The sequence below is a fragment of the Bacillus sp. LR_5 genome, from assembly GCF_042709275.1.
In genome coordinates this window covers 1-22,234 of sequence record NZ_JAVAXX010000085.1, presented here as the reverse complement: position 1 = coordinate 22,234, position 22,234 = coordinate 1, and the positions used below count along the sequence as shown (strand labels likewise).

19 protein-coding genes are annotated in these 22,234 nt (G+C 43.9%); 5 read left to right on the top strand and 14 right to left on the bottom strand.

The genetic code is table 11. The annotated features are described in order from the left end of the window. Positions 1-146: 146 nt before the first annotated feature. A complete protein-coding gene (locus RAC86_RS17775; RefSeq protein ID WP_072565641.1) occupies positions 147-1,370 on the bottom strand; it encodes an MFS transporter in 1,224 nt (407 codons plus the stop codon). Positions 1,371-1,642: 272 nt separating this feature from the next. Between RAC86_RS17775 and RAC86_RS17770 the strand changes: the two genes are divergently transcribed. The 5 genes from RAC86_RS17770 to RAC86_RS17750 all read left to right on the top strand — a co-directional run bounded on the left by RAC86_RS17770 (position 1,643) and on the right by RAC86_RS17750 (position 7,618). Further along, positions 1,643-2,911, top strand: coding sequence for an aspartate aminotransferase family protein (locus RAC86_RS17770; RefSeq protein WP_061186941.1), 1,269 nt, complete (start codon positions 1,643-1,645; stop codon positions 2,909-2,911). Further along, a complete protein-coding gene (locus RAC86_RS17765; protein ID WP_014112430.1) occupies positions 2,908-3,858 on the top strand; it encodes an inositol monophosphatase family protein in 951 nt (316 codons plus the stop codon). The genes RAC86_RS17770 and RAC86_RS17765 overlap by 4 nt, the downstream gene beginning before the upstream one ends. After that, complete coding sequence (locus RAC86_RS17760) at positions 3,833-4,879, top strand: zinc-dependent alcohol dehydrogenase (protein ID WP_072565642.1); 1,047 nt, start codon at positions 3,833-3,835, stop codon at positions 4,877-4,879. Before RAC86_RS17765 ends, RAC86_RS17760 begins: the two co-directional genes overlap by 26 nt. A gap of 238 nt (positions 4,880-5,117) precedes the next feature. Continuing rightward, entirely contained in the window at positions 5,118-6,554 is a 1,437-nt protein-coding gene (locus RAC86_RS17755; protein ID WP_061186943.1) for a SulP family inorganic anion transporter, read from the top strand. Between the two features lie 143 nt (positions 6,555-6,697). Further along, a complete protein-coding gene (locus tag RAC86_RS17750; RefSeq protein WP_072181801.1) occupies positions 6,698-7,618 on the top strand; it encodes a bile acid:sodium symporter family protein in 921 nt (306 codons plus the stop codon). Positions 7,619-7,633: 15 nt separating this feature from the next. Here the strand turns inward: RAC86_RS17750 and RAC86_RS17745 are convergent, their stop codons facing one another. From RAC86_RS17745 to RAC86_RS17685, 13 genes are all read right to left on the bottom strand, one after another. Further along, complete coding sequence (locus RAC86_RS17745; RefSeq protein ID WP_072565643.1) at positions 7,634-8,380, bottom strand: alpha/beta hydrolase; 747 nt, start codon at positions 8,378-8,380, stop codon at positions 7,634-7,636. Further along, entirely contained in the window at positions 8,377-9,387 is a 1,011-nt protein-coding gene (gene feuC, locus RAC86_RS17740) for an iron ABC transporter permease FeuC (protein WP_061186944.1), read from the bottom strand. Before feuC ends, RAC86_RS17745 begins: the two co-directional genes overlap by 4 nt. Next, complete coding sequence (locus tag RAC86_RS17735) at positions 9,380-10,384, bottom strand: FecCD family ABC transporter permease (RefSeq protein ID WP_072565644.1); 1,005 nt, start codon at positions 10,382-10,384, stop codon at positions 9,380-9,382. Before RAC86_RS17735 ends, feuC begins: the two co-directional genes overlap by 8 nt. Before the next feature lie 18 nt (positions 10,385-10,402). Further along, complete coding sequence (gene feuA, locus RAC86_RS17730; RefSeq protein ID WP_072565645.1) at positions 10,403-11,356, bottom strand: iron ABC transporter substrate-binding protein FeuA; 954 nt, start codon at positions 11,354-11,356, stop codon at positions 10,403-10,405. 90 nt (positions 11,357-11,446) lie between these two features. Continuing rightward, positions 11,447-13,036 carry a bacillibactin transport transcriptional regulator Btr gene (gene btr / locus RAC86_RS17725; RefSeq protein WP_072565646.1) on the bottom strand — a complete coding sequence of 530 codons (1,590 nt, stop codon included), beginning with the start codon at positions 13,034-13,036 and terminating at the stop codon, positions 11,447-11,449. A gap of 189 nt (positions 13,037-13,225) precedes the next feature. Continuing rightward, positions 13,226-14,470, bottom strand: coding sequence for an exo-beta-N-acetylmuramidase NamZ family protein (locus RAC86_RS17720; RefSeq protein WP_061186947.1), 1,245 nt, complete (start codon positions 14,468-14,470; stop codon positions 13,226-13,228). A gap of 13 nt (positions 14,471-14,483) precedes the next feature. Continuing rightward, complete coding sequence (locus tag RAC86_RS17715; protein WP_072565647.1) at positions 14,484-16,412, bottom strand: glycoside hydrolase family 3 protein; 1,929 nt, start codon at positions 16,410-16,412, stop codon at positions 14,484-14,486. Positions 16,413-16,439: 27 nt separating this feature from the next. Further along, a complete protein-coding gene (gene amiE, locus RAC86_RS17710) occupies positions 16,440-17,765 on the bottom strand; it encodes an N-acetylmuramoyl-L-alanine amidase (protein ID WP_072565648.1) in 1,326 nt (441 codons plus the stop codon). Positions 17,766-17,820: 55 nt separating this feature from the next. Further along, positions 17,821-19,188, bottom strand: a complete 1,368-nt coding sequence (locus RAC86_RS17705; RefSeq protein WP_061186950.1) for a PTS transporter subunit EIIC — start codon at positions 19,186-19,188, stop codon at positions 17,821-17,823. Positions 19,189-19,213: 25 nt separating this feature from the next. After that, positions 19,214-20,065: a MurR/RpiR family transcriptional regulator gene (locus RAC86_RS17700; protein ID WP_014112444.1), complete on the bottom strand. Its 852-nt coding sequence runs from the start codon at positions 20,063-20,065 to the stop codon at positions 19,214-19,216. Between the two features lie 13 nt (positions 20,066-20,078). Then, positions 20,079-20,996, bottom strand: a complete 918-nt coding sequence (murQ, locus tag RAC86_RS17695) for an N-acetylmuramic acid 6-phosphate etherase (RefSeq protein ID WP_072565649.1) — start codon at positions 20,994-20,996, stop codon at positions 20,079-20,081. A gap of 109 nt (positions 20,997-21,105) precedes the next feature. Next, entirely contained in the window at positions 21,106-21,588 is a 483-nt protein-coding gene (locus RAC86_RS17690) for a GNAT family N-acetyltransferase (protein WP_003223640.1), read from the bottom strand. Between the two features lie 13 nt (positions 21,589-21,601). Continuing rightward, a complete protein-coding gene (locus RAC86_RS17685; RefSeq protein ID WP_014112446.1) occupies positions 21,602-22,057 on the bottom strand; it encodes a 2-thiouracil desulfurase family protein in 456 nt (151 codons plus the stop codon). Positions 22,058-22,234 lie beyond the last annotated feature (177 nt).

The window sequence follows — 22,234 nt, the reverse complement described above, 5'->3', positions numbered from 1 at the left end:
TCTTCAGCGCCGATGGTAGTCGGGGGTTTCCCCCTGTGAGAGTAGGACGCCGCCAAGCAATTGAAAAAAGGGCAGCTCATATGAGCTGCCCTTTTTGTATTCTGGTTTAAAGGTAAAACCCAGCTCATTAAGCTGGGTTTTTTGTTTTATATCTGTATTGATTTGCTTTCTTTGGCATCCATTTTATCGAGCTTCCTGCTTTTCAGGTTCTCTAATATTTTTAATACCAATACAATCCCCAGCATGATCAACATAAGAGTCGTAAATAACCAAAATGCAGTTTGTACGGGGAACTCATCTAGACTCCATCCGACTGCGATTGGCAGGATAGAACCACCTAATCCATTGGCAGCGAGCAGCATGCTTGTCGTTTGTTCTGTTTTTCCAGGATAAAATTGATTGGTGATAATTAACGCAATGGCGAACATGCCAGCCATAAATAATCCTAAGAAGAAACAAAGAACAAACCCTGCAAAAACTGTTTTACTGATTGCTAAAATACAAAGTGAGATGAGGCCGCCGATATTAATCAGCCTGAGATAACGATGATAGGTTAGTTTTTCGGAAACCGGCCCAGTCAGTAAACGCCCAATGATCATACCGATCCAATATATTGTTACCGTTATTGTTGCTAAGGAGTTAGAGATCTCCCACTTCTCCGCGAAGATGGAAGGGATAAAGTGAACAATTGATACTTCACTTCCTCCATAAAAAAAGAAGTAAGCAGCTGCTAAAGAAATAAACAGTAAGCCATGTTTTCGAAAGCTTATAGGTGCTTGTTGTTTTCCATTGCCCGAAGTGTTTGTTTGACGGATGAGCAAATCGTCTAAACTGCCAAAACTCAGTCGGCCCCAAACAAGCATCAAAAGAAATGAACTTAGTCCCAAAACAAGGAAGGCTAATGTCCATACATTATTGCTGATTAAAAAACCAGATAGCAATGGCATGAAAAGGGCTCCTAAACCGTATGCTACTTCCATCTTACTCATGGCGATTGCTTGTTTTTCTTTAATTGCTGTTAGGATAATTGTTCCTACACAAGATTCAACCAGTCCGGCTCCAAGTCCAGCCATACTGACAAGAAGAAAGAGCAACGGCCACGGAGGGAGGAAATAAATAAATAGCTCGCAGCTGATCATGGCTAATCCTATAACAACTACTTTTCTTCGTCCCATTCTCTTCACAGCATAAGGCATCCCCAGTACACCGATTAAAAACCCCATAAATTGCGAAAATACTAATACTCCGCCGTTACTGTAGCTTTGGGCGTAATGGGAAAGCAATTCCGGCAGGACAGCTCCAAGTATAACGAGAGTAAAGGCGATCGATCCGTAAGATAAACATCCAATCCACAGTAAACGAGTTTTCATTCATTAATCTCCTTTGATAAAAATAGTACTCCTCTAGAATTTACATGATAGGACTGGTAGTAAAAATAAGCAATTTATGTTGTTTGTATTTAGTTTTTTTACATTAAATCCATTTATTTCTATGATAACATACGAAGTTTGAATAAAAACCCCTAATGCAAACGTTAACAAATAGTTAACAAATTTTACTATTTATCTAGTTGACATTAATTTCTAGAATTTATACGATGATTAACGAGTTTTACATATTTTATTGAATAGGGGTGTTGTTAGTGGGGACTAAAGAAATTACGAATCCAGACAGTTTGTATTACAAAGTAGAAGACGTTGTCATGGAAAGAGGTGAAGGCATCTATTTGTACGATTCAGAGGGCAATGAGTATATTGATTGTGCCTCTGCTACTTTCAACTTGAATTTGGGTTATACCAATAAGGAAGTTATTGATACAGTCAAAGAACAGGCGGACCAGCTTATACACGTCACTTCTTCCTACCAAACCAATGCCGTTAATAAACTAGCTGAAAAACTTGTAGAAATCTCCCCCGACAATCTCACTAAAGTTCACCCTAAAGTCAGCAGTGGCTCTGCCGCAAATGAAGGAGCTATTAAAATGGCTCAGAATTATTCTGGAAAAACAGATGTCATTTCTTTATTCCGAAGCCATCTTGGCCAAACGTATATGATGTCTGCGTTATCCGGGAATTCATTTCGAAGAGAGCCGTTCCCCCCTCAGTTTTCTTTTGGCTTGCAGGTGCCTGACCCCTATTGCAACCGTTGTTTTTACAATCAGAAACCAGATTCATGCGGAATGCTTTGTGTAGAACGAATTAATGATTTTATCGAATATGCAAGTAACGGAAAAATTGCTGCGATGATTATTGAACCGATCTCCGGTAACGGAGGAAATATCGTTCCGCCTAAGGAGTATTTTAAGCAATTACGAAAGCTCTGTGATGAGCATGATATCGCACTTATTTTTGATGAAATTCAAACTGGATTCGGCAGGACAGGCAAGATGTTTGCCGCTGATTACTTTGATGTGAAACCGAATATGATGACTGTCGCGAAAGGGTTGGGCGGCACGGGATTCCAGGTTGCAGCCACCCTGACAGAGGAAAAATACACGGGATTAGCCGGCCACAATCACTCATTTACTTATGGCTCGAATGTGATGGCTTCTGCAGCTGCTTGTAAGACAATCGAAATTATGCAGAGGCCGGGCTTCTTAGAAAATGTAACAATTGTCGGGAAGTACATTATGGATTCCTTAGAGCATATGAAGAAAGAATTTACATTTATTGCTGACGTCAGAGGAGTAGGTTTGATGATCGGTGTTGAAATTGTAAAAGAGAATAATGAGCCTGATGTAGAGCTGACCAATTATATTGCCAAACGGGCTATGGATTATGGATTAATTTTACGGACTTCCCGTTACGGATTCGGAAATGTATTTAAAATCCGTCCGCCTCTCACGATTACGCTAAGTGAGGCTGAGGTGCTTTGTTTTAAACTTCGTAAGCTATTGGAGGATATCAAGTGAAAGAATATATTATAGAGCTCGGAAAATTTGTTTATGAAGAAGTGAAGGGACAGAAAGGAACACTGAAAAACCGGTTAGTTAATGGATATTCCCCCGGTGGTGATGCACAGTTTAACATTGATGCCGCTGCTGAGAACGCTGTACTGGAATATGTGAAAAGCAAAGAGGAGTCAGTCGCGTTTTATACTGAAGATGGCGGTCTGAAGATATTTGGAGACAACCCTCAATATATTTTGATCGTTGATCCGATTGATGGCACCCGTCCGGCAGCTGCGGGACTTGAAATGTCTTGTATTTCTATCGCATTAGCAGGATACAAGCCTGATGCAAAAATTAAGGATATTGAATTTGCTTTTCTGCTGGAGCTGAAAACAGGTGCCTATATGTACGCGGATGTTTATTCTGAGGGAATCTATTATGAAGGCTATCGCGGCACCCTGCCGAATCTAAGCAAAGTAAGAGACATTAAACATATGTTCTGGAGCCTTGAGTTTAATGGGCACCCCGCGCACCTGATGATTAATGCGTACGGTCATTTGATTGATCAGTCAGCCAATAATGGCGGCGTATTTGTTTTCAATAGCGCTTCTTATTCTATCTCCCGAATTATTACAGGGCAGATGGATGCCTATGTGGATATCGGTAATCGTTTATTAAAGGATGATCCTGCACTGCTGAAAGATTTTCAGGATGTGGGGAATGGACAGGTTCTGCATCTGTTTCCTTATGATATTGCCGCAAGTGTGTTTTTGGCGAAAAAAGCAGGAGTTGTCATTACTGATGCGTATGGAAAGTCCTTGGATGATACACTTCTGACGGATCTTAGCTACAATAACCAGCAGTCATGCATTGCTGCGTCAACGAAGGAGTTGCATCAAAAACTGCTGGATCAAATTCGCTGGGACAGAAAGGAAGAGACATATGAAAGCGTTGGTCTGGACTCCTAATGATCGGCTTGAATTGCAAGAAGTAGAAGAACCTCAAATCAAAAAAATGAACGATGTGAAAGTTAGAATATACGGGACAGGCATCTGCGGAACGGATTTAAATGTTCTAAAGGGAAAGATGCATGCGACTCACAATATGATCCTGGGTCACGAATCTGTTGGAGTAGTGACAGAAACGGGGCCTGAGGTTAAAAACGTTAAGCCTGGTGATCGCGTGGTGATCGATCCGACTCAGTTTTGCGGGAAGTGTTATTATTGCCGGAAAGGTTTAACTTGTTATTGTGAGACGTTTGAAGACTGGCAGCTGGGATTAGGGGCGCATGGCACTTTTGCCGATTATTACGTAGGCGAGGACCGTTTTATGTATAAAATCCCGGACGATATGGAATGGGAACGAGCCACTTTAATTGAGCCGCTTTCCTGTGTATTAAATGTGATAGAGCGGGCTGCAATAAAACCTGACGATTCTGTATTGGTGTTAGGGTCGGGGCCGATCGGGCTGCTTGTTCAAATGATGGTGAAAAAACTATCAAGGCTGACCGTTGCGACTGAGGTTGGTGATTACCGTACTGAAGCGGCAGGCCTGATATCCGATTATGTTTATCATCCGCAGGATTTAACGGTGGACGAGGTCAGACGCATTAATCAAGGGAGAAAATTTGATGTGATTTTTGACGCGATCGGCAATCAGCTTGATTGGGCGTATCCATTAATAGACAAGGGCGGAAGGCTTGTGCCCATGGGATTTGATGATACGTATGAGATGAAAATCAGGCCTTTTCAGCTGCTTTCTAATGGCGTAACGATCGTTGGAACCGGAGAGGCTCGCCAGATTATGGAGGATGCGGTATCATGTGCAGCGGACATGCCTCAGCTTTCTGAACTCATTACGGTGAAGGCCCCGCTTGAGAACTATGAGGCTGCCATCCAGGAATTGATGGGCATAGATCCGATGTCAAATGAGAGAAAAGATATTACTGCAGTTAAAACGATTCTTGTTTCTCATCCGGATATGATATAATGCAGCGATGGCTCAAACTAAGTTTGAGCCATTATTTTCTTCAACATTCATCTTGCGTATTTGATCAAAATTTAATATGATACTCTTTGTATAATAACTCCTTGCCTCAATACAATATACTCAACGTTTCCCCTTTTTCTCCGATCGTTTTCCTTTTCATATTCTCCCATAAAATAAAGATAGCTCCCAATACAACAGATACGGTGCGGATTTATTTTTTAAAAAGGAGTCGTTATATTTGAATAATAGTTTTACATTAAAGCAGCAATGGTTCGGGAATATCCGAAAAGACATTCTTGCTGGCATTTTAGTTGCGTTAGCATTAATACCTGAAGCAATTGGCTTTTCTATTATAGCCGGTGTTGATCCGATGGTCGGTCTTTATGCGTCATTTTGTATAGCCATTATTATTTCTATTTTTGGCGGCAGACCAGGCATGATTTCAGCTGCGACTGGCTCAATGGCGGTCGTTATGGTGTCGCTGGTTGCTGATCATGGGCTTCAGTATTTATTTGCGGCTACGATTTTGACAGGAATTATTCAGGTGATTTTAGGTATCAGTAAAATTGCGAGATTAATGAAATTCATCCCGCGTTCTGTGATGATCGGGTTTGTGAATGCGCTGGCGATCCTTATCTTCTCTGCGCAGCTTCCTCAGTTTGAAGGTGCTTCTTGGAGCATGTATGCGATGCTTGCCGGGTCGTTGGTTATTATTTATGTGCTGCCGAGGTTTACGACTGCGGTTCCGTCTCCGCTTGTCGCGATTATTGTGATGACGATTATTGCGGTCACTTTCCATGTGGATGTGCGGACGGTCGGGGATATGGGCAATATCTCTAGTTCATTGCCTCATTTCTTGATCCCTGATGTTCCGTTTACCTTCGAAACGCTGCAAATCATTTTTCCTTATTCGATTGCTTTAGCGTTTGTTGGATTGCTGGAATCTTTGCTGACAGCACAGATTATTGATGAAATGACGGATACAGACAGTGACAAAAATAAAGAGAGCCGCGGGCAGGGAATTGCGAATATCGTGACTGGGTTCTTTGGCGGTATGGCTGGCTGCGCTATGATTGGACAATCTGTCATTAATACAAAAGCGGGCGGACGCGGACGCTTGTCAGCATTTGTTGCCGGTGCTTTTCTGATGTTTTTAATTGCGGTGTTAAGTCATGTCGTAGTGAAGATTCCGATGGCTGCGTTAGTGGCTGTTATGGTTATGGTTTCTGTCGGCACATTTGATTGGACTTCTTTAAAAGGCCTCAAAAAAGCGCCGCTCACAGACTCGATTGTCATGGTTGTGACTGTGATGACGGTTGTTGTAACGGATGATTTATCTAAAGGCGTATTCGTCGGAGTTCTCTTAAGTGCCGTGTTCTTTGTTGCAAAAATCTCTAAGCTGAAAATTGTTTCTCATGCAGAGGATCAAAAGCTGAGAACGTATCAAGTGAAGGGACAAATCTTTTTTGCGTCAGTGACTGATCTTATGAATGCATTTATTTATCAAGAGGATATTGAGCGAGTCGTGATTGACTTAACTGAGGCCCACGTATGGGATGATTCAGGAGCGGCAGCGCTTGATAAGATTGTTGCGAAGTTTAAAGAACAGGGCATTGAAGCTGAATTAAAAGGTTTAAACAATGCGAGTAAATCCCTTATGAAACAGATGGCATAGTAGAGAAGCCCAGATTAACGTGATCTGGGCTTTTTTATATAACATACGGTTGAACAGCATTGATATAATAGAGAGAACAGAATTTTTAAATAGGGGACTTGCATATGATGCTTCAGAAGCTGAACCGTATATTGGGGAGGGTGATGCCGCTTTTAACGCCAACTAGTGTGGTGCTGGGTGTGCTGCTGTCTCAGTTTTTAAATGGATATGAAAGCGCTGTGCCTTGGATCTTTGCTTTTATTACGTTTGCAGGCAGTTTGAGCGCTAACTTTCAATCTTTGAGACATGCATTGTCTCATCCTCTCCCTATGATTCTTGCATTATTTGTTCTTCATATTTTTATGCCGCTTTTTGCTTGGGGCAGCGGCCACCTTATCTTTAAAGGCGATCCTTTGACTATCACTGGCTTAACATTGGCTGTTGTGATTCCTACTGGGATTACAAGCTTGATTTGGGCAGCGATGTACAAAGGGAATGTGGGTTTGACGCTTTCGATTATTTTAGTTGATACGGTGCTGTCGCCGTTGATCGTTCCGCTGAGCCTTTCATTGCTCGCCGGCGCTCAGGTTCATATGGACGTGTGGGGGATGATGAAGGGGCTGATTGTGATGGTTGTGATTCCGTCTTTCCTAGGTATGCTGTTTAACCAGATGTCATCTCCAGAAAGAACCGCATCTGTGAGTAGTGCGCTGTCACCTTTTTCAAAGCTTTGCCTGATGGCAGTGATTGCGATTAACAGTTCTGCGATTGCTCCTTATTTCAAAGCCGTTGATTTGAGGTTCGTAGGAATAGCGGCGACGGTTTTCTTTATCGCGTTAACAGGCTATGCCGCTGCTTGGCTGATCGGAAAAATGATGAAAAGGCGCCAGGAGGAAATTGTATCTCTTATTTTTACAGGAGGCATGAGAAATATCAGTGCCGGCGCAGTTCTTGCCGTTACGTTCTTTCCGTCTCAGGTTGCCGTTCCGGTAGTGATCGGCATGCTGTTTCAGCAGATACTGGCTGCTTTGTTTGGCTATATGCTGAATCGTTTTGAGTTGAAACCTGTATTGCAGAAAGCATGAAAAAACCGCTCAATTCTATGAGCGGTTTTTTCCGTATAGCCATTCGAGCGCGATGATGAACTGTTGGCAGAAGTACTTGCGGTGGTGCACCGCCCCTTTTTCAATTGAAAGACATAGCTGATCTTCAGTGAAGCCTTTTTCTTTTAAGCTTTGATGCACTTGCTTTGTATTCTGCAGCATATGTCGCTGAATGGATTGTTTTTCACGGCCTTCTTCACTGCCGACAGACATAAAAACACATGCAGTGCTGGGCTCTAAAGAAGATAAATGAATGGTTTCCAGTGCGTTCTCATACCAGTAGGAGCCTGAGATAGAGCCTATTTTTCCAAAAACAGACGGATACTTTAATAAGGAAAACAATGAAATGAGGCCGCCTAATGAGGCACCTATCATTCCTCTTAATTGCGGTTCCCTGGTGACGTTCCAATTTTCTTCGATAAACGGAATGAACCGGTTTGTTATGTCAGACAGATAGTCATATCCTATGCCTCCGAAGTCCGGGAACCGATCACTGAGTGATGCAGCCGGCCAAGGGGTGTATTCATCCAGCCGGTTTTCGGATTCTATACCAATCAGTACGAGCTCAGGGAGCCTTCGCTGTTGGAATGTGCTTTCTAATAATTCGATTTGGCCGTGAAACAAAGAACTGCCATCTTGCACGTAAACAGCAGGAAATCTCCTGCTGTCTGGGCTGTAGGAAGGAGGGAGGTACAGCGTGAACTTCCTTTTGCCGGCTTTATGCTCTGAAAGAGATCCGTTCAAGCATTCTCCCCCTTTTTTTGCTTGAAAAGCAGATATAAGAAATAAGGAACACCGAGGATCGCTAATATGATGCCTGCGGGCACTTCCGCGGGCTGGAAAAACAGTTTTCCGGCAAAGTCTGCGCTTATCACAAGCAGCATGCCGATTAAACCGCTCAGTGGCAGGATGTCACGGTGTTCGACACCAGCCAGTCTCCGTGAAATATGGGGAGCGATTAAGCCGACAAACGCCATGCTGCCTGCTACGGAGACACATGCGCTGATGATTGCTACGCAAGCGACGAGCAGGATGGTTTTTTCTTTATTTGATGAAATACCCAGGCTTCTGACTGTATCTTCATCAAAACGAATGGTGTCGAGCAAGCGGGATTTTGCGATAAGAATGGGTATAAACAGCAGCATCCATGGGAGAACGGCTGTGATATACGTCCAGTTGGCAGACCAGATGCTTCCGTTTTTCCACACCATGGCCATTTGATAGTCTTGCGGGTCCATTTTTAATGATAAAAACAAAGACAGGGCGCTGAATCCTGAATTGATTGCGATTCCTACCAGAATAATTCTTCCTGAATCTAAATTGCCTCTGTGCCATGCAAATATGTATATCAGGATCGCCGCAATCAGTCCGCCTATCAATCCGAAGATCGGCATTCCCATCGCCGCAGCTATGGATGTTACTTCTTTCTGGCCTTGGAACAATAGCATAAACGCGACAATCCCGGCTCCCGCTCCTGCGTTAATTCCGAGAATTCCCGGGTCTGCAAGTCCGTTACGTGTGATGGCTTGGATGACGGCGCCTGCAATGCCAAGTCCGAGTCCGATAATAGCTGCCATGACAACCCGCGGCAGTCTTAAATCGAACAGCAAAATTTCATACTGCGGATTCGGATCAATCTGAAAAAGAGTGGAGAGCAGCTCAGCCGGACGAACAGAAAATGATCCGCTCGTTAAGCTGAAATAGCTGACAACGAGAATCAAAGCGATGAACACGGCATATTTTTTAGCCATTTTGCTCCCCTCCTTTTCGTTTAATCAAATAAAGGAAGAAAGGCACGCCGATAATGGATGTCACGACTTCAATCGGTGTTTCAAACGGGTAATTGATAAATCTGCTTGCCAGATCACATAGGGTTAAAAAGACTCCGCCCAAGATGCAGGAACACGGAATCAGCCTGCTGTAATCAGAGCCGACGAGAAATCGCGTGATATGCGGAACAACCAATCCGACAAACGCAATTTTTCCGGCCAGCGCTACTGCACTGCCAGTTAAAATAATGACTGAAAACATCGCCATGATTTTAATGGTCTTTTTCTTTTGCCCCAGACTTTTAGAAATGTCGTCGCCTAATGATACAGCGGTCACCTTTTTGCTGAGAGAAATGGCCATTACAATGCCAATTAGGAAAAACGGAGCGGCTAGCTTCAGGAAATCCGGACTCATTTGGTGAAGTCTGGCGCTGTACCAGAAACTGAGATCCTGTGAAATTTGAAAATATATCGACATGGCCGCTGATAAACTGCTGAGCAGCATGCTTGTGACTGTGCCGATGATGGCAAGCTGTACGGGGGAAAACCCGTTAGGCATCATGGCGGCAAGGCTGAATACTAACACAGCTCCTAATGCTGAGCCGATAAAAGAGTAAATGATCATTTCAAACGAAGACGATTGCGGGAGCAGAACCATACAAAGCGTGATGATAAACGCGGAACCATCCGAAACGCCCATAATGGAGGGCGAAGCTAAATAATTGCGCGTAATGCCTTGCATAAGCGCTCCAGAAACAGCAAGGGCTGCCCCTATGAGCAGAGCGCCGGCAGCCCTTGGAATCCGGGAATGCCATATAATTTGATGGTCTGTATTTCCCGGATCAAAATGAATAAGAGATGTAAAAACAATATCTGTGCTTAGATGCTTTGCGCCATATAGGATCGAAAGCAGCAGCGACAGTGCAATAGCAAATGGAGAAGTAATCAATATGATACGTGTCCACTGTTTTGAATACATACAAAAACCTACTCTGAATTAGTTTTGTGTCAATTTTTCAGTAGCCGCTTTCAGGAAGCGGACTTTGCTCCAAGCTGTGCCGCCTTGTGCGAGAGGATCCACTGAGTTGACGTAAACATGATCTTCCTTGACTGCTTTAAGGCTTTTCCAGATTGGATTTTTCTCTAAATCTTTTAAGGCATCAGGTTTGTCTGCATTTTCATCATCAGAAAATTGGACGAAGATATGGTCCGGATTCATTTCACTCAATTTTTCTAATGAAATCAGCTCTTGAGCTTTTGCAGCTTTTACTTCGTCCGGCGCTTTAAGGCCTAAATCACCATATAGTGTGGAGTTGAAGTACACCTGTTCAGGGTAAATGTAAATGTTGCCTTGTCTGATTCTGATGACAAGCGCTTTTGAATCTTTTGCTTTTTCGTTGATTTTTGTTTTTGTTTCTTTTAGATCCTGTTCATAGTCTGCAATGATTTTTTTCGCCTTTTTCTCTTTTCCAGTCAGCTGGGCAAGCAGCATCATGTTTTCCTTCCAGTATGAAGAGATATGAGAAACTGGGATTGTCGTGCCGGCTGTGCTGATTTTTTGCAGCGTTTTTTCCGGAAACTTTGTTGAAGCAAGGATTACATCTGGCTTCATTTCAAGAATCTTTTCAATGTTTGGCTCCATTTTTTCTCCGGTTGCTTCGGCTTTATCAGTGATGTCTTTGAACATATCAGGGAATTTGCCGGAGAATGAAATCGCGCCTTGCGGATGAACGTCAAGCAGTTTCGCGTCTTCCATTGATTCTACGCTTCCCGTAATGGCAATTTTGTCTGTCGGTACAGTTACTTCATATGTTTTATCCAGGTATTCAATTTTCTTCTTCTCAGACGCTGTGCCGCTTGCCTTGCTGGCAGTCGAATCATTTTTGCTGCCGCAAGCTGCCGCCGTCAGCGCAAGAAGCAAGATTAATAAGGTAAGAGATATCTTTTTCATCTATAGAGCCTCCTGTTCAATTGATAACTATTATCAATTGGAATTATAGAGAATGAACAGATATAACACCATGGACAAATTCCAAATTTATCATGGACAATCACCGGATAGTAAAGAAATGGTTTGCTGAACGATCCGTTCGTGCCCGCAAGCTGAGTATTCATTCCAAGGGTCAAGGGATAGAAGATAAACACGGTTATTCCGTACCGCGCTTAGGTTTTGCCACGCCTCTGTCTGTAGCAATTGCTGGTAATAAGCAATGGTTTCAGGCTCTTTAAATAGAAAAAGCATTATGCAGTCAGCTTGGTAATTTGCGATATTTTCTAACGAAATGGCTTGATCTGAAGACGTGTCTTCCGTTTTTGCCGAACAAAATCCTAAATCTCCGAAGAAGACTTCTTGGACGCTTCGAGTATGTGCCAGATAGAAGTTTTGCTTATGCAGCCTCAGAAAGAGAAAACGCCGCTCTTGGGTGTGCTGAAGTGTTTTTTTGGCGGCCGCCGCCTGCTGGTCATAAGCTGTGAGCCACTTTTCTGCTTCAGACTCTTCCTTTAAGAATGAGGCAGTTTGCAGAAAGTGAGTTCTCCAGCTTTCTTCTGAAGGAAGGTAAATGACTTCTGCGATGCGATTCAGGCAATTTTGTTCTTCTGGAGAAATAGAATCCATGCTGAAAATCACATCTGGTTCAGTCTGAGATAACGTGTTCAGGTTTTCTTCCCACTTTTCATTAAACCGGTATGCGCTGAGCTGGACGGGTATATCTGTCGAATAATGCTGATAGTAGTAGGACGTCCATTTTGGATGCAGCGCGGCCGCAAACGGTATGTGATTCAGAGGGATGAGATGGCCCATTGTGCCCCTTCCGTATGCAGCAATTTTTTTTCGGCGTTTTTTCATATAGCTTGTAGGTGAACAGCCTGTATGCTTTTTAAAGATTCTGCTGAAATAAAATTCATCTTGATATCCTGTTTGGTGGGCAATTTCCTTCAATTTGCAGTTTGATCTTGCCATGAGCCGTTTTGCTCGGGTGATTCGCGTTTTTGTGATGAACTCTGTTACGCTCTGACCTGTCCATTTTTTAAAACTTTCGCTGTAGTGTTTAGCGCTGATTCCTGCCATTTGCGACAGCTGAGCAAGTGTAATTTTTGTATCGGCATGGGTTTCGATGTATTGTTTTGTTTTTTCGATTGCTGAATGTGTATCCGTCTGTTCAGATAAACTGGCAGTAAAGAGGTCATAAATCAGGCTTTGTACTTCAATCACACATTTTAGCTGAGAAAGCTGAGACGATTCATTCCATAGCACTGCAAGCTCTTGAAGCCGGACTGCAAGGTTTTCTATATGTGAAATATTCACAAGCTTCAGTTTGGCTAATTCCGTTTCTGTACAAGGTGTTAAGATATCTTGCCCGGTTTCCTTGACATAGCTTTGAAGCCTGATCAGACAGGCATCTATATGACCTTCGGCTGCAGGCGTAAAGCCAAAGGTCTCGTTAGGCGGACAAACATAAAGCGTCTTTTTTTGCAGAGGGCTGATGTTTGTTCCGATTGAAATATGGCCGTTTCCTTTTAAATGAAAGATCAGCACGAATGAATCGGCTAATTGCTGCTCTGAGAAGAGATCACTTGATTTTTTTAGATATTCAATTTGTATGGGATGATAAATCACTGTATGTTGCAAGAGTAGACCACCTTTTCAGAAACATTCAATTGATAATCATTTTCAATAAAATTGTACCAAATAAATGAAAGTTTTCCTATATAAAGCGGGTGGGTTTTTGTCATGAAAAAAACCCTTACTCAGGTAGAAAAGTAAGGGTCTTTTGTTCGGTAAGAAAATGTTACACGTGTAACATACGATGCTTACGTCTTAATAGATAAGATATTTCTTTCTTGTTTTGCTGAATTGTTGGAGTGGTTTTTCATAGCTATCTATGATGTCTTCAATAGATGCACCGTTTTCTATTTTTGTCCTGATCCAGCCATTGCCTGCCAGTTTATCAAATGAACCTGTTGATAGGAACTCAAAATGTTCAGGATAGAGGTCGTGTATTGTTTTAATGAGTGACAGTCCTGTTTTAACCGTTTCAAACTTTTCTCTGTCTGTCACATAGAGCTGCACACCGTGGCAAAGCGTTCCTTGATGTTTAGAAAATGTCGGCGTAAAGGAAGCTGCCCTGAATGTCACGCCCGGCAGATTGAGGCTGTTTAATGTTTCTTCAAGCTCTGTACTTTTGATAAAGGGAGCCCCAATCAATTCGAATGGCTTTGTTGTACCTCGCCCTTCGGATAGATTTGTTCCTTCAATCAGTCCGGTTGCAGGATAAACAAATGTGCTCTCCACCGTCGGCATGTTAGGTGAAGGGAGGACGAAAGGCAGTCGGGTATCGTTAAAATCCATTTTTCGTTTCCAGTGTTTCATTTTCACCACTGTCAGATCGGCATCGATGTCAAATTGCTTGTTGAACAGTAAAGCCAATTCGCCTATGGTCATTCCATGCTTTAACGGAATGGGATACAGTCCGACAAATGAGGCGTATTCAGGTTCTAAGACTGGTCCTTCAATATGACTCCCGCCTTGAGGATTCGGGCGGTCCAGCACCATAAAAGGAATGCCGTTTTCTTTAGCGGCTTCCATTGCGTATGCCATTGTATAAATGTACGTGTAGTAACGGGTCCCGACATCCTGAATGTCAAACATAAGAACATCGACATTTTTCAGCATCTCTGGAGTCGGTTTCTTCGTTTTTCCGTATAGGCTATATACGGGAATCCCGGTTTTTTCATCAATGTAAGAGCCGACTTCGTCTCCCGCCTGGGCATCGCCGCGGACGCCGTGCTCAGGACCGAATAAAGCTGTTAGCTTGATATCAGGGTTCTCGTAAAGAATATCGACACTGCTTTTCAGAGATGCGTTTACGCCGGTTGGATTGGTGATCAATCCGATTCGTTTTCCCTTGAGCTGTTTTTTATAATCCGGGAAAAGCGTGTCTATGCCGGTCTGGACTTTAGGTTTTTTAGCCGTTTGATTTTTAGAATCGGGTGATGCTGAGGCAGCTGTTATCGTTCCAATCATCATGAGCCCTGTGAGAAAAGTGAATATTGTTTTTCTCATGTGTCCCTCCTTATTAGAGCGGTTTTCCCGTTTTGATATTTAATCCGTAGCCATATGGATAAAGGATGTCTCCCGGTTTCGTGACTGACGGAATGTCAACTGGAAGTGTGCCTTTGGGTTTTGCCTGGCCGAATATCGCCATAACTCCGGCGGGAATATTTGGTTGTAGATAACGGCCATTCGCGTATCCTTTAAAGCCATAGACAGCAATGAGTGCCTTAGCTTCTTCAAAATTGGCGGCATCATATGGGTTGCGAAGGCTCATTAAGACAAATGGTTTGTTGTGCTGCAGTGCGGCTTTCATCACAGTTCTCGGAAATACGGTGGCCCACTTGCTTGAATCTGATATGGTATCGTCGATGACACCGTCGTTGACGACAGGGTCATTTTTCACGACATAGGAGCCGGTAATGATATAATCAGCCTCTTTTACTTGTTTTTCATGCTCAGCATTAAATACTTGGTTGGCAAAATTCATTTTGCTGAGGGACACGGGTTTGATTTTCTTTCGCTTGACGAGATCGCGAATGGTTTGTTCAATTGAAGCAGTTTGTTCTTCGTAGGGCGCGACAATTAAGATTCGGCTGTCTTTTTTAGGCTTGAACGGCAAGGTGTGCTGTTCATTTTTTAATACCGTCACTGCTTTTTCAGCTATTTTTTTCTCCGCTTTCAGGTGACGCTTGCTTCCTACGATTTTCTGGGCTTTGTCTATTTTTTCTTTTATGCTGTCGTCGTTTCGATCTGGATACATACCGCGTTTTATTTTCAGGGAAATGATTCTTTCAACCGATTTGTTGATTTGATGTTCAGGAATGTCTCCGTTTTTCACTGCTTCTTTTAAAGCTTGAATAACACGTGCGTATTTCTGTTCTTCTTTCAGAGAAGTAACTGAGGCAGGCATTAATGCAATATCGACACCGGCTTTTATAGCCATGACTACAGCCTCTTCCTGGCCGAAATGATCTGCGATTGCTTTCATATTGAGAGCATCAGTAATGATGACGCCATTAAAGCCCATTTCCTGACGAAGAAGACCTGTCATCACTTTTTTCGAGAGTGTAGCCGGCACCAGAATGTCCGATCCATCGAGTTTGCTTTTGTATGTGGTGTCGTCAAAGGCAGGAAATTGAACGTGTGCTGTCATCACCATATCAGCACCGTCATCGATTGCTCTTTGAAAAGGATAGAGCTCGACCTCACGAAGCCGTTCTTGGCTATGGGAAACAAGCGGCAATCCGTAATGGCTGTCAACGTCAGTGTCTCCATGTCCCGGGAAATGTTTGAGGGCAGAGGCGATATCTTGCCGCTGCAAACCCTTCATCGTATATAAACCAAGTCGTGCTGTCAGTTCTCGATTAGAGCTGAATGACCGTACGCCGATTACCGGATTATCAGGATTATTATTAATGTCCATTACAGGGCTAAAATCTGTATTAATGCCTAAGGCAGAGAGCTCCTTTCCAATAAGGGTGCCGGTCTGATAGGCATTGATTCTGCTTCTGGCTGCGCCTAGCGCCATATTCCCTGGGAAATTAGTGCCCTCCCCTAATCTCGTTACGATGCCGCCTTCCTGATCAATACTCAGCATGAGCGGGATTTTAGGGCTCGCCTTTTGGTAAGCGTCTGTCAGCTGTACAGTTTGCCTCGTTGTTTTTACATTTTCTGCAAAAAGGATGACGCCGCCGAATTGATACTTCTTGATAAGGCCGGCGACTTCCTCATTCATTTCTGTAAGGGCTTGCGGAGAGGACTCGCCTTCCTTTTGCCAATTTCTGAAATCTGGCATCAGCATCTGGCCGAGTTTTTCATCTAACGTCATGCGATTGACAATCTGCTTGGCGTCGGCTGAGCCGCTGGATGAAGCGGCTTTTGTTTGACTGGTGCCAAAAAAACATGAAAGAAAGAGAACGGCTGAAAGGATAAGCGGAAATACAGGTTTCATATAAACTTCCTCCTATCGTCGAATCATTCATTCCATCGCTTCATAGATCGCAGTAATGACGCTCCCATAACTGCCTGTTGGAAATTGATCCCCCTCAAACACATTTGGATTTTCCTCTGGATCAGCAACTGGTGAATGCTTTTTGTTTGTTAATAAGGCAATGCCTAAATTGTATGTTGGATCAATGATAGTAACTGTCCCTGTCCAGCCGGTATGTCCGTAAGCATTTTCGCTGGCATAAGGGCCAAACATCCATTCCATGCTTTTACTTCCGTTTCGACGCCAGCCAAGAGCGAATGTCGGATCTGTTGCTGAAGGTGCTGTAAATAGGTCGGTTGTTTTCTGATCAAATAAAGAAACGTTTCGGTATGATCCTTTGTTTAACATGACCTGCAGCAGAATGGCCATATCATCTGCATTTGAGAACAATCCGGCATGGCCAGACACGCCATCCATTGAGTAAAACGCTTTTTCGTCATGCACTTCTCCTTGCAGCGTGTTTGTACGGATGTTAGGGAAATGAATAACGCCGTCCCGTGTATTGCCCATACGTTCAGTAGCTGCGAACTGCTTTGGTTTAAAGCCTTTTTGCAGCGGATTGTACAAGGTATGCTTCAGCTTCAACGGCTTGTAGAGCTCGTGCTCTGCGTAGACATCAAGCGGTTTGCCGGTGAGTTTTTCGACAATACAGCCGAGGAGCATATATCCAATGTCACTGTATACGTGTTTTGTTCCTGTTTGATAATCGAGCGGAATTTTCGTCAAATATTCAATCGTTTTGTCCCGCTCCTGAGAATAGTACATCCCGGCTTTTTCCGGCGTGTAAAAGTAAAAGCTTGAGGGGAGTCCTGATTGGTGCTGGAGGACATCAATGACTCGAATCTTGTCTTTTCCTTTAATAAGGTCTCCCGGCTGATCCTTGAAATCTGGCAAATATGCAGAAACCTTTTCACGGACATCGAGTTTTCCTTGGCTGACTAAGCGCTGCAATGCAAAATTAGTTGCGTACATTTTTGTATTTGAGGCCAAGTCAAACATCGTGCGGGTTTTCATTTTGGCCGGACGGCTCAGCAGTTCTGATCCTTCGTACTTTTTACTGTAGCCGTATGCTTCTTTTTTTATGATGCGGCCATCCTTCACGACGACAAGAACGGCGCCTGGAAATCCTGCTGCAATATCCCGTTCTATCATCTGATCAACCTTCCTTAGTTTCTTCGACGAGAATTGTGCAGTTTCTGCATTTATGTTTTTCGGCTCAACCAAGTTGTCTGCTGTTTGCGCGAAGGTTTCGTTTGGCGTCAATATAGATAGGGTGAAAATGGCACTGAATAAGAACAGTATCTTTGTTTTCACTGGCTTGCTCCTTTCCGTGCTTCTATCCGTTTACTATCCCAGAAACAGAAACCATTTAATCGAACTGGGAAGCCATTTCTTCTTTATATCCGAATGCATAGGTCAATAAAAAGCCGGCCGCATAGGAAATAAAGAGTCCGATAATATATAGGATGATTTGCGAAGACAGGACGAGAAAGGAAAGCGGCAGCCCGGAAACACCAATGGCAATGGTGGCTACCTGAAAATAAGCTTGAAAGGCGCCGCCGATTCCAGCACCTAAGCACGCTGTTAAAAACGGACGGCCAAGTGGCAGCGTGACTCCGAAAATAAGCGGTTCACCAATACCGAGAAGCCCCGACGGAAGCCCACCGGCGATTGCTTTCCTCAATGTTGATTTTTTTGTTTTCACAAAGATGGCAAAGGCGGCGCCTACCTGTCCCGCGCCTCCCATAGCCAAAATAGGAAGCAGAGGATCATTGCCGATTGAATTGATCAGTTCCATGTGCACAGGCGTCAAGCCTTGATGCAGTCCGGTCACGACGAGAGGTAGGAAGGTAGCGCCCAGAATAAAGCCTGCAGCGATGCCGCCGATGTCCAAGATGGACAGAAGGCCGGATGTAATAGCATCAGAAATGAAGCCGCCTAAAGGCATAAATATGACATACGTTACGATTCCGGTGATTAACAGTGAAACGGTTGGGGTGACAATGATATCAAGTGATTGAGGAATAAAACGGCGGATAAATTGTTCGGTGTAAGCAATGAATATGGCTGCGAAAAGAACTCCGATCAAACCTCCCCTGCCCGGAAGAAGCTGTTCTCCGAATAAACTGATCTTTGCGATCTCCGGATTCATAATCAAGATCCCCGCCAGAGCTCCAAGAGCGGGTGTCCCGCCAAATTCTTTCGATGCATTAATGCCGACGAGAATGCCGAGATAAGTGAACAATCCTGATCCGATGACTGTCAGGATAATAGCGGTTTGTGATTCTGCAGAGAGCCAGCCGGCTTGAATGATTGCTTTGGTAATCCCAGTGATTAAACCGGAAGCGACGAGTGCGGGAATAAGAGGGATAAAGATGCTGGCAATTTTACGTAAGAAAAGTTTAAAAGGAGTGGCGTTTTTTCGGTTTATGTCGGCTTTCTTTTTGGCCGCAGCTTCTTTGACGTCGACACCTTCTTCTGCTGACACGAGCTTTGAGAAAGCGGCTGTGACATGGTTGACGACTCCTGTGCCGAGGATGATTTGTATGGTTTCAGCTTCGACGACCCCCAATACGCCGTCAAGCTCTCTTAAAGCCTGAGCATCTGCTTTGCTTTCATCGTAAGGCGTAATACGCAGGCGTGTCATGCAATGCGTATACGAGGAAATATTGGATTTTCCTCCGCATAGTTCAAGGATTTTCTTTGCGAGATGATCGTAGTTATTTTCTTTGCTCATCAAAACCCCTCCTCTTCCAGATGCCTTATTTTTTTCTCATAGATTGTATGGCTGCTCTCGTTTTATCGATATAGCCGGTTGTTTCTTCATACTGCTCAGCCGCCATGCCTAAAAACAAAACATCAATCATAAAAAGCTGGGCGAGGCGGGAGGAAGTGGCTGCACTTCGAATCAGGGCTTCGTTGGAGTGCGCTGTGTACAACGGGACATCAGCCAGCGCGGAGACGGATGTCTGGCTGAATTGTGTCAGACTGATCGTTGTGATGCCTTTTTCCTTAGCCATCGTGAGCAGTTCAATGATTTCCTGCGTCTCTCCCGAAAACGAAATAGCGAATACGATGTCATCCTTATCTGCATTTGCGATTAATGATGCCACAAGATGAGTGTCTGTGAACGCGGTTGCTTGTTTATGAATGCGAAGCCACTTTTGCTGGGCGTCCTTGGCGACAATGCCGGAAGCCCCGACCCCGATAAAATGCACGGTTTGAGCTTTGAGAAGCAGAGAAACCGCTCGTTCAAGCTCTTTGTAGTCCATCAGGTCTGAAGTATCCTGAATGGCTTGAATGGCATTGCCGGCCGCTTTTTCAGAAATGGAGGACAGCGGTTCGTGAGGCGCAATGTCCCGATAGCCTTGTACAGCTGGCTTTGCCAGATCGCCTGCCACTCTCATTTTTAAATCTTGAAATCCCTTTAGTCCGAGTGATTTGCAGAGCCTGATGACGGCAGCGTCACTTGAATTGGCTAAGGCACTGATTTCACTGACAGTGCTTTCTATAGCTTTGTGGGGATGAGTTAGGATGTAATCTGCAAGTTTACGCTCGGATGGAGGGAGCTTGTGCTTCATTGATTGGATGATCGCTAAACCGCCTGTTGCCATTCTTGGTCTCTCCTTATCTTGAATGGTAATTTTCGATTGCTTTGTCTATAAAACCGTTTGTTTCATCAAGCAATGTTTTAGCTTGTTCCTGATCTGTGCTTGTTTTGAGCATGACGATTGCTGTTTTGACGTGATGATTGGCTTGTTCCAGAGTGTGTCTGGCTGTGTCGTATGAAGCGTTTGTGAGGCTTTGGATGATGCTGATGGCCCGTTCTTTTAGTTTTTTGTTGCTGACATTGACGTCTACCATCAAGTTTTCGTAAACCTTGCCGATTTTGACCATGACTGCCGTGGATATCATGTTTAGAATCATTTTATGAGCAGTTGCGGCTTTCATACGTGTTGATCCTGTAATGGCCTCAGGTCCGACGACAACCTCGATGCTGTGATCCGCCTCCTTGCTGATGGCGGAATTTTCATTACATGTAAGGGCGATGGTGTGGGCTCCGACTTTACGGGCGTATGTTAGGGCGCCTGCGGCATAAGGTGTACGGCCGCTTGCTGCGATGGCAATGACGGTGTCGTTTGAAGTGAGTTGTATGTTTTTTAAATCTTCGGCTCCTGCTTTTTCACTGTCTTCAATGCCCTCTGCTGCCTGCAAAAATGCTTTAGATCCGCCAGCCATGATTCCGATAACCTGATCTGGGCTTACGCTGTAGGTGGGAGGACATTCTACAGCATCCATGACACCGAGTCTGCCGCTTGTACCGGCGCCTGTGTATATAAGCCGGCCTCCATTTTGAAACGAGTCGTAGGCGCAGTCTACAGCTGTTTTGATATCGGGGAGAACCTGCTGAACGGCGGCTGCGACTTTCAAATCTTCGTTGTTGATCATTTTGAGGATGCCGAGTGTGTTTGCTTTGTGGATTTCAGCTGTTTGGCTATTGCGTGATTCCGTTGTAAGACGGTGAAGGTTTAATGATTTTGACATGAGGAGGCCCCCTGTTTAAAAATAATATATCTCAATATTCAGTATATTCATTTCTGTTATGATATTTCAACTATGTTTTAAAATTGTTGAAATTTTATTTCACCCAAGACTATAAGAAGTAATGAAGGATCAGCTGCTCTCCAAGCGGTCCGATTCTTCGCCGTCCTTTATCAAGGAACCCGCTTTTCATATAAAGGTGCTTTGCGCGTGTGTTGAGATGATTGACGGCCAAAATAATTTCATCGCACCATGGAAAATAACCGCTCACAAAAGAGGGAAGCTGAAGCATTGCTTTTTTTGCATAGCCTTTTCCGTGATGCACTGCGTGTAAGGACAGGGAGCTGAGCAGTAAAGCGAATGGATTGTTAGAATACGGAGCAAGCGTTTCTTTTGATGTATGTAAAATGAAAAAACCGACAGGCAAATCGTCTTTTAAGATGACAACCGGATACCGGTCCCGTATGCTCAGGGCCTGAGTCAGCACCTCTTTGGGGAGAGAGGTAAAGCGTTTGTCATCGTTTTTTAGCGTAAATGATTGGAGCTCCGGCAAATGTTCAGGCTTATAGAAGGATAAAGAAATGTCTTGAGTCATGTGGTTGCCCTCCTTACAATATGTCGTCTAACTGGTTTTCCGAAATGACATGGTAGCCCGCTCGTTTTAACAGTGCGGCGGTCACTCCGCTGCCGGCGATTTTTTGGCCGGAGAAAGTGCCGTTATAGATAAAACTGCTTCCGCACGACGGACTGTTTTCTTTTAATATGACGGCAGAGGCATTGATTTCTTTTGCGTAAGCTAATGTTTTAGCGGCGCCTTCCATATATAATTCTGTTACATCTTCTCCTGAAGCTGTCACGATTTTTGCGGTTCCATTGAGAACATCCTCGCCGGTGCCTCCGATGATTTCTGCAGGTTCACGAGGAGTTGAAAAGCCGCCGAGAAGCTCAGGACAAGCCATGACTGCTTCATTTTCATCGATGAGTTTTCTGATTTTCTCTGATGCGGCGTGAGAGCCGTTATATCTGCATTCGATGCCGCCAAGGCAAGAGCTGACTAGTATCATATTGGTTTCTCCTCTCTTGATTCGCTTGTCTCTATCGTAAAAGAAATGATCAATGTTGGGAGGCTTTTTCAGTTAAAAAAGGCGTTAAAAAGTTTGAAAATAAAAAATTTAATTTTTCTCTTTACAAAGAGGGTGTAACCTGTATATAATAACTTTTGTCAGCTCGACGAGAACACA

Bases quoted from the DNA above. Each gene is read 5' to 3' on its own strand.
- RAC86_RS17700 (WP_014112444.1), bottom strand. From the start codon at position 20,065: ATGGCAACAGGCGGTTTAGCGATCATCCAATCAATGAAGCACAAGCTC.
- feuC (WP_061186944.1), bottom strand. From the start codon at position 9,387: ATGGCTAAAAAATATGCCGTGTTCATCGCTTTGATTCTCGTTGTCAGC.
- RAC86_RS17715 (WP_072565647.1), bottom strand. From the start codon at position 16,412: ATGAAACCTGTATTTCCGCTTATCCTTTCAGCCGTTCTCTTTCTTTCA.
- RAC86_RS17735 (WP_072565644.1), bottom strand. From the start codon at position 10,384: ATGTATTCAAAACAGTGGACACGTATCATATTGATTACTTCTCCATTT.
- RAC86_RS17685 (WP_014112446.1), bottom strand. From the start codon at position 22,057: ATGATACTAGTCAGCTCTTGCCTTGGCGGCATCGAATGCAGATATAAC.
- RAC86_RS17720 (WP_061186947.1), bottom strand. From the start codon at position 14,470: ATGAGAAAAACAATATTCACTTTTCTCACAGGGCTCATGATGATTGGA.
- RAC86_RS17775 (WP_072565641.1), bottom strand. From the start codon at position 1,370: ATGAAAACTCGTTTACTGTGGATTGGATGTTTATCTTACGGATCGATC.
- RAC86_RS17750 (WP_072181801.1), top strand. From the start codon at position 6,698: ATGCCGCTTTTAACGCCAACTAGTGTGGTGCTGGGTGTGCTGCTGTCT.
- RAC86_RS17690 (WP_003223640.1), bottom strand. From the start codon at position 21,588: ATGACTCAAGACATTTCTTTATCCTTCTATAAGCCTGAACATTTGCCG.
- murQ (WP_072565649.1), bottom strand. From the start codon at position 20,996: ATGTCAAAATCATTAAACCTTCACCGTCTTACAACGGAATCACGCAAT.
- RAC86_RS17705 (WP_061186950.1), bottom strand. From the start codon at position 19,188: ATGAGCAAAGAAAATAACTACGATCATCTCGCAAAGAAAATCCTTGAA.
- RAC86_RS17760 (WP_072565642.1), top strand. From the start codon at position 3,833: ATGAAAGCGTTGGTCTGGACTCCTAATGATCGGCTTGAATTGCAAGAA.
- feuA (WP_072565645.1), bottom strand. From the start codon at position 11,356: ATGAAAAAGATATCTCTTACCTTATTAATCTTGCTTCTTGCGCTGACG.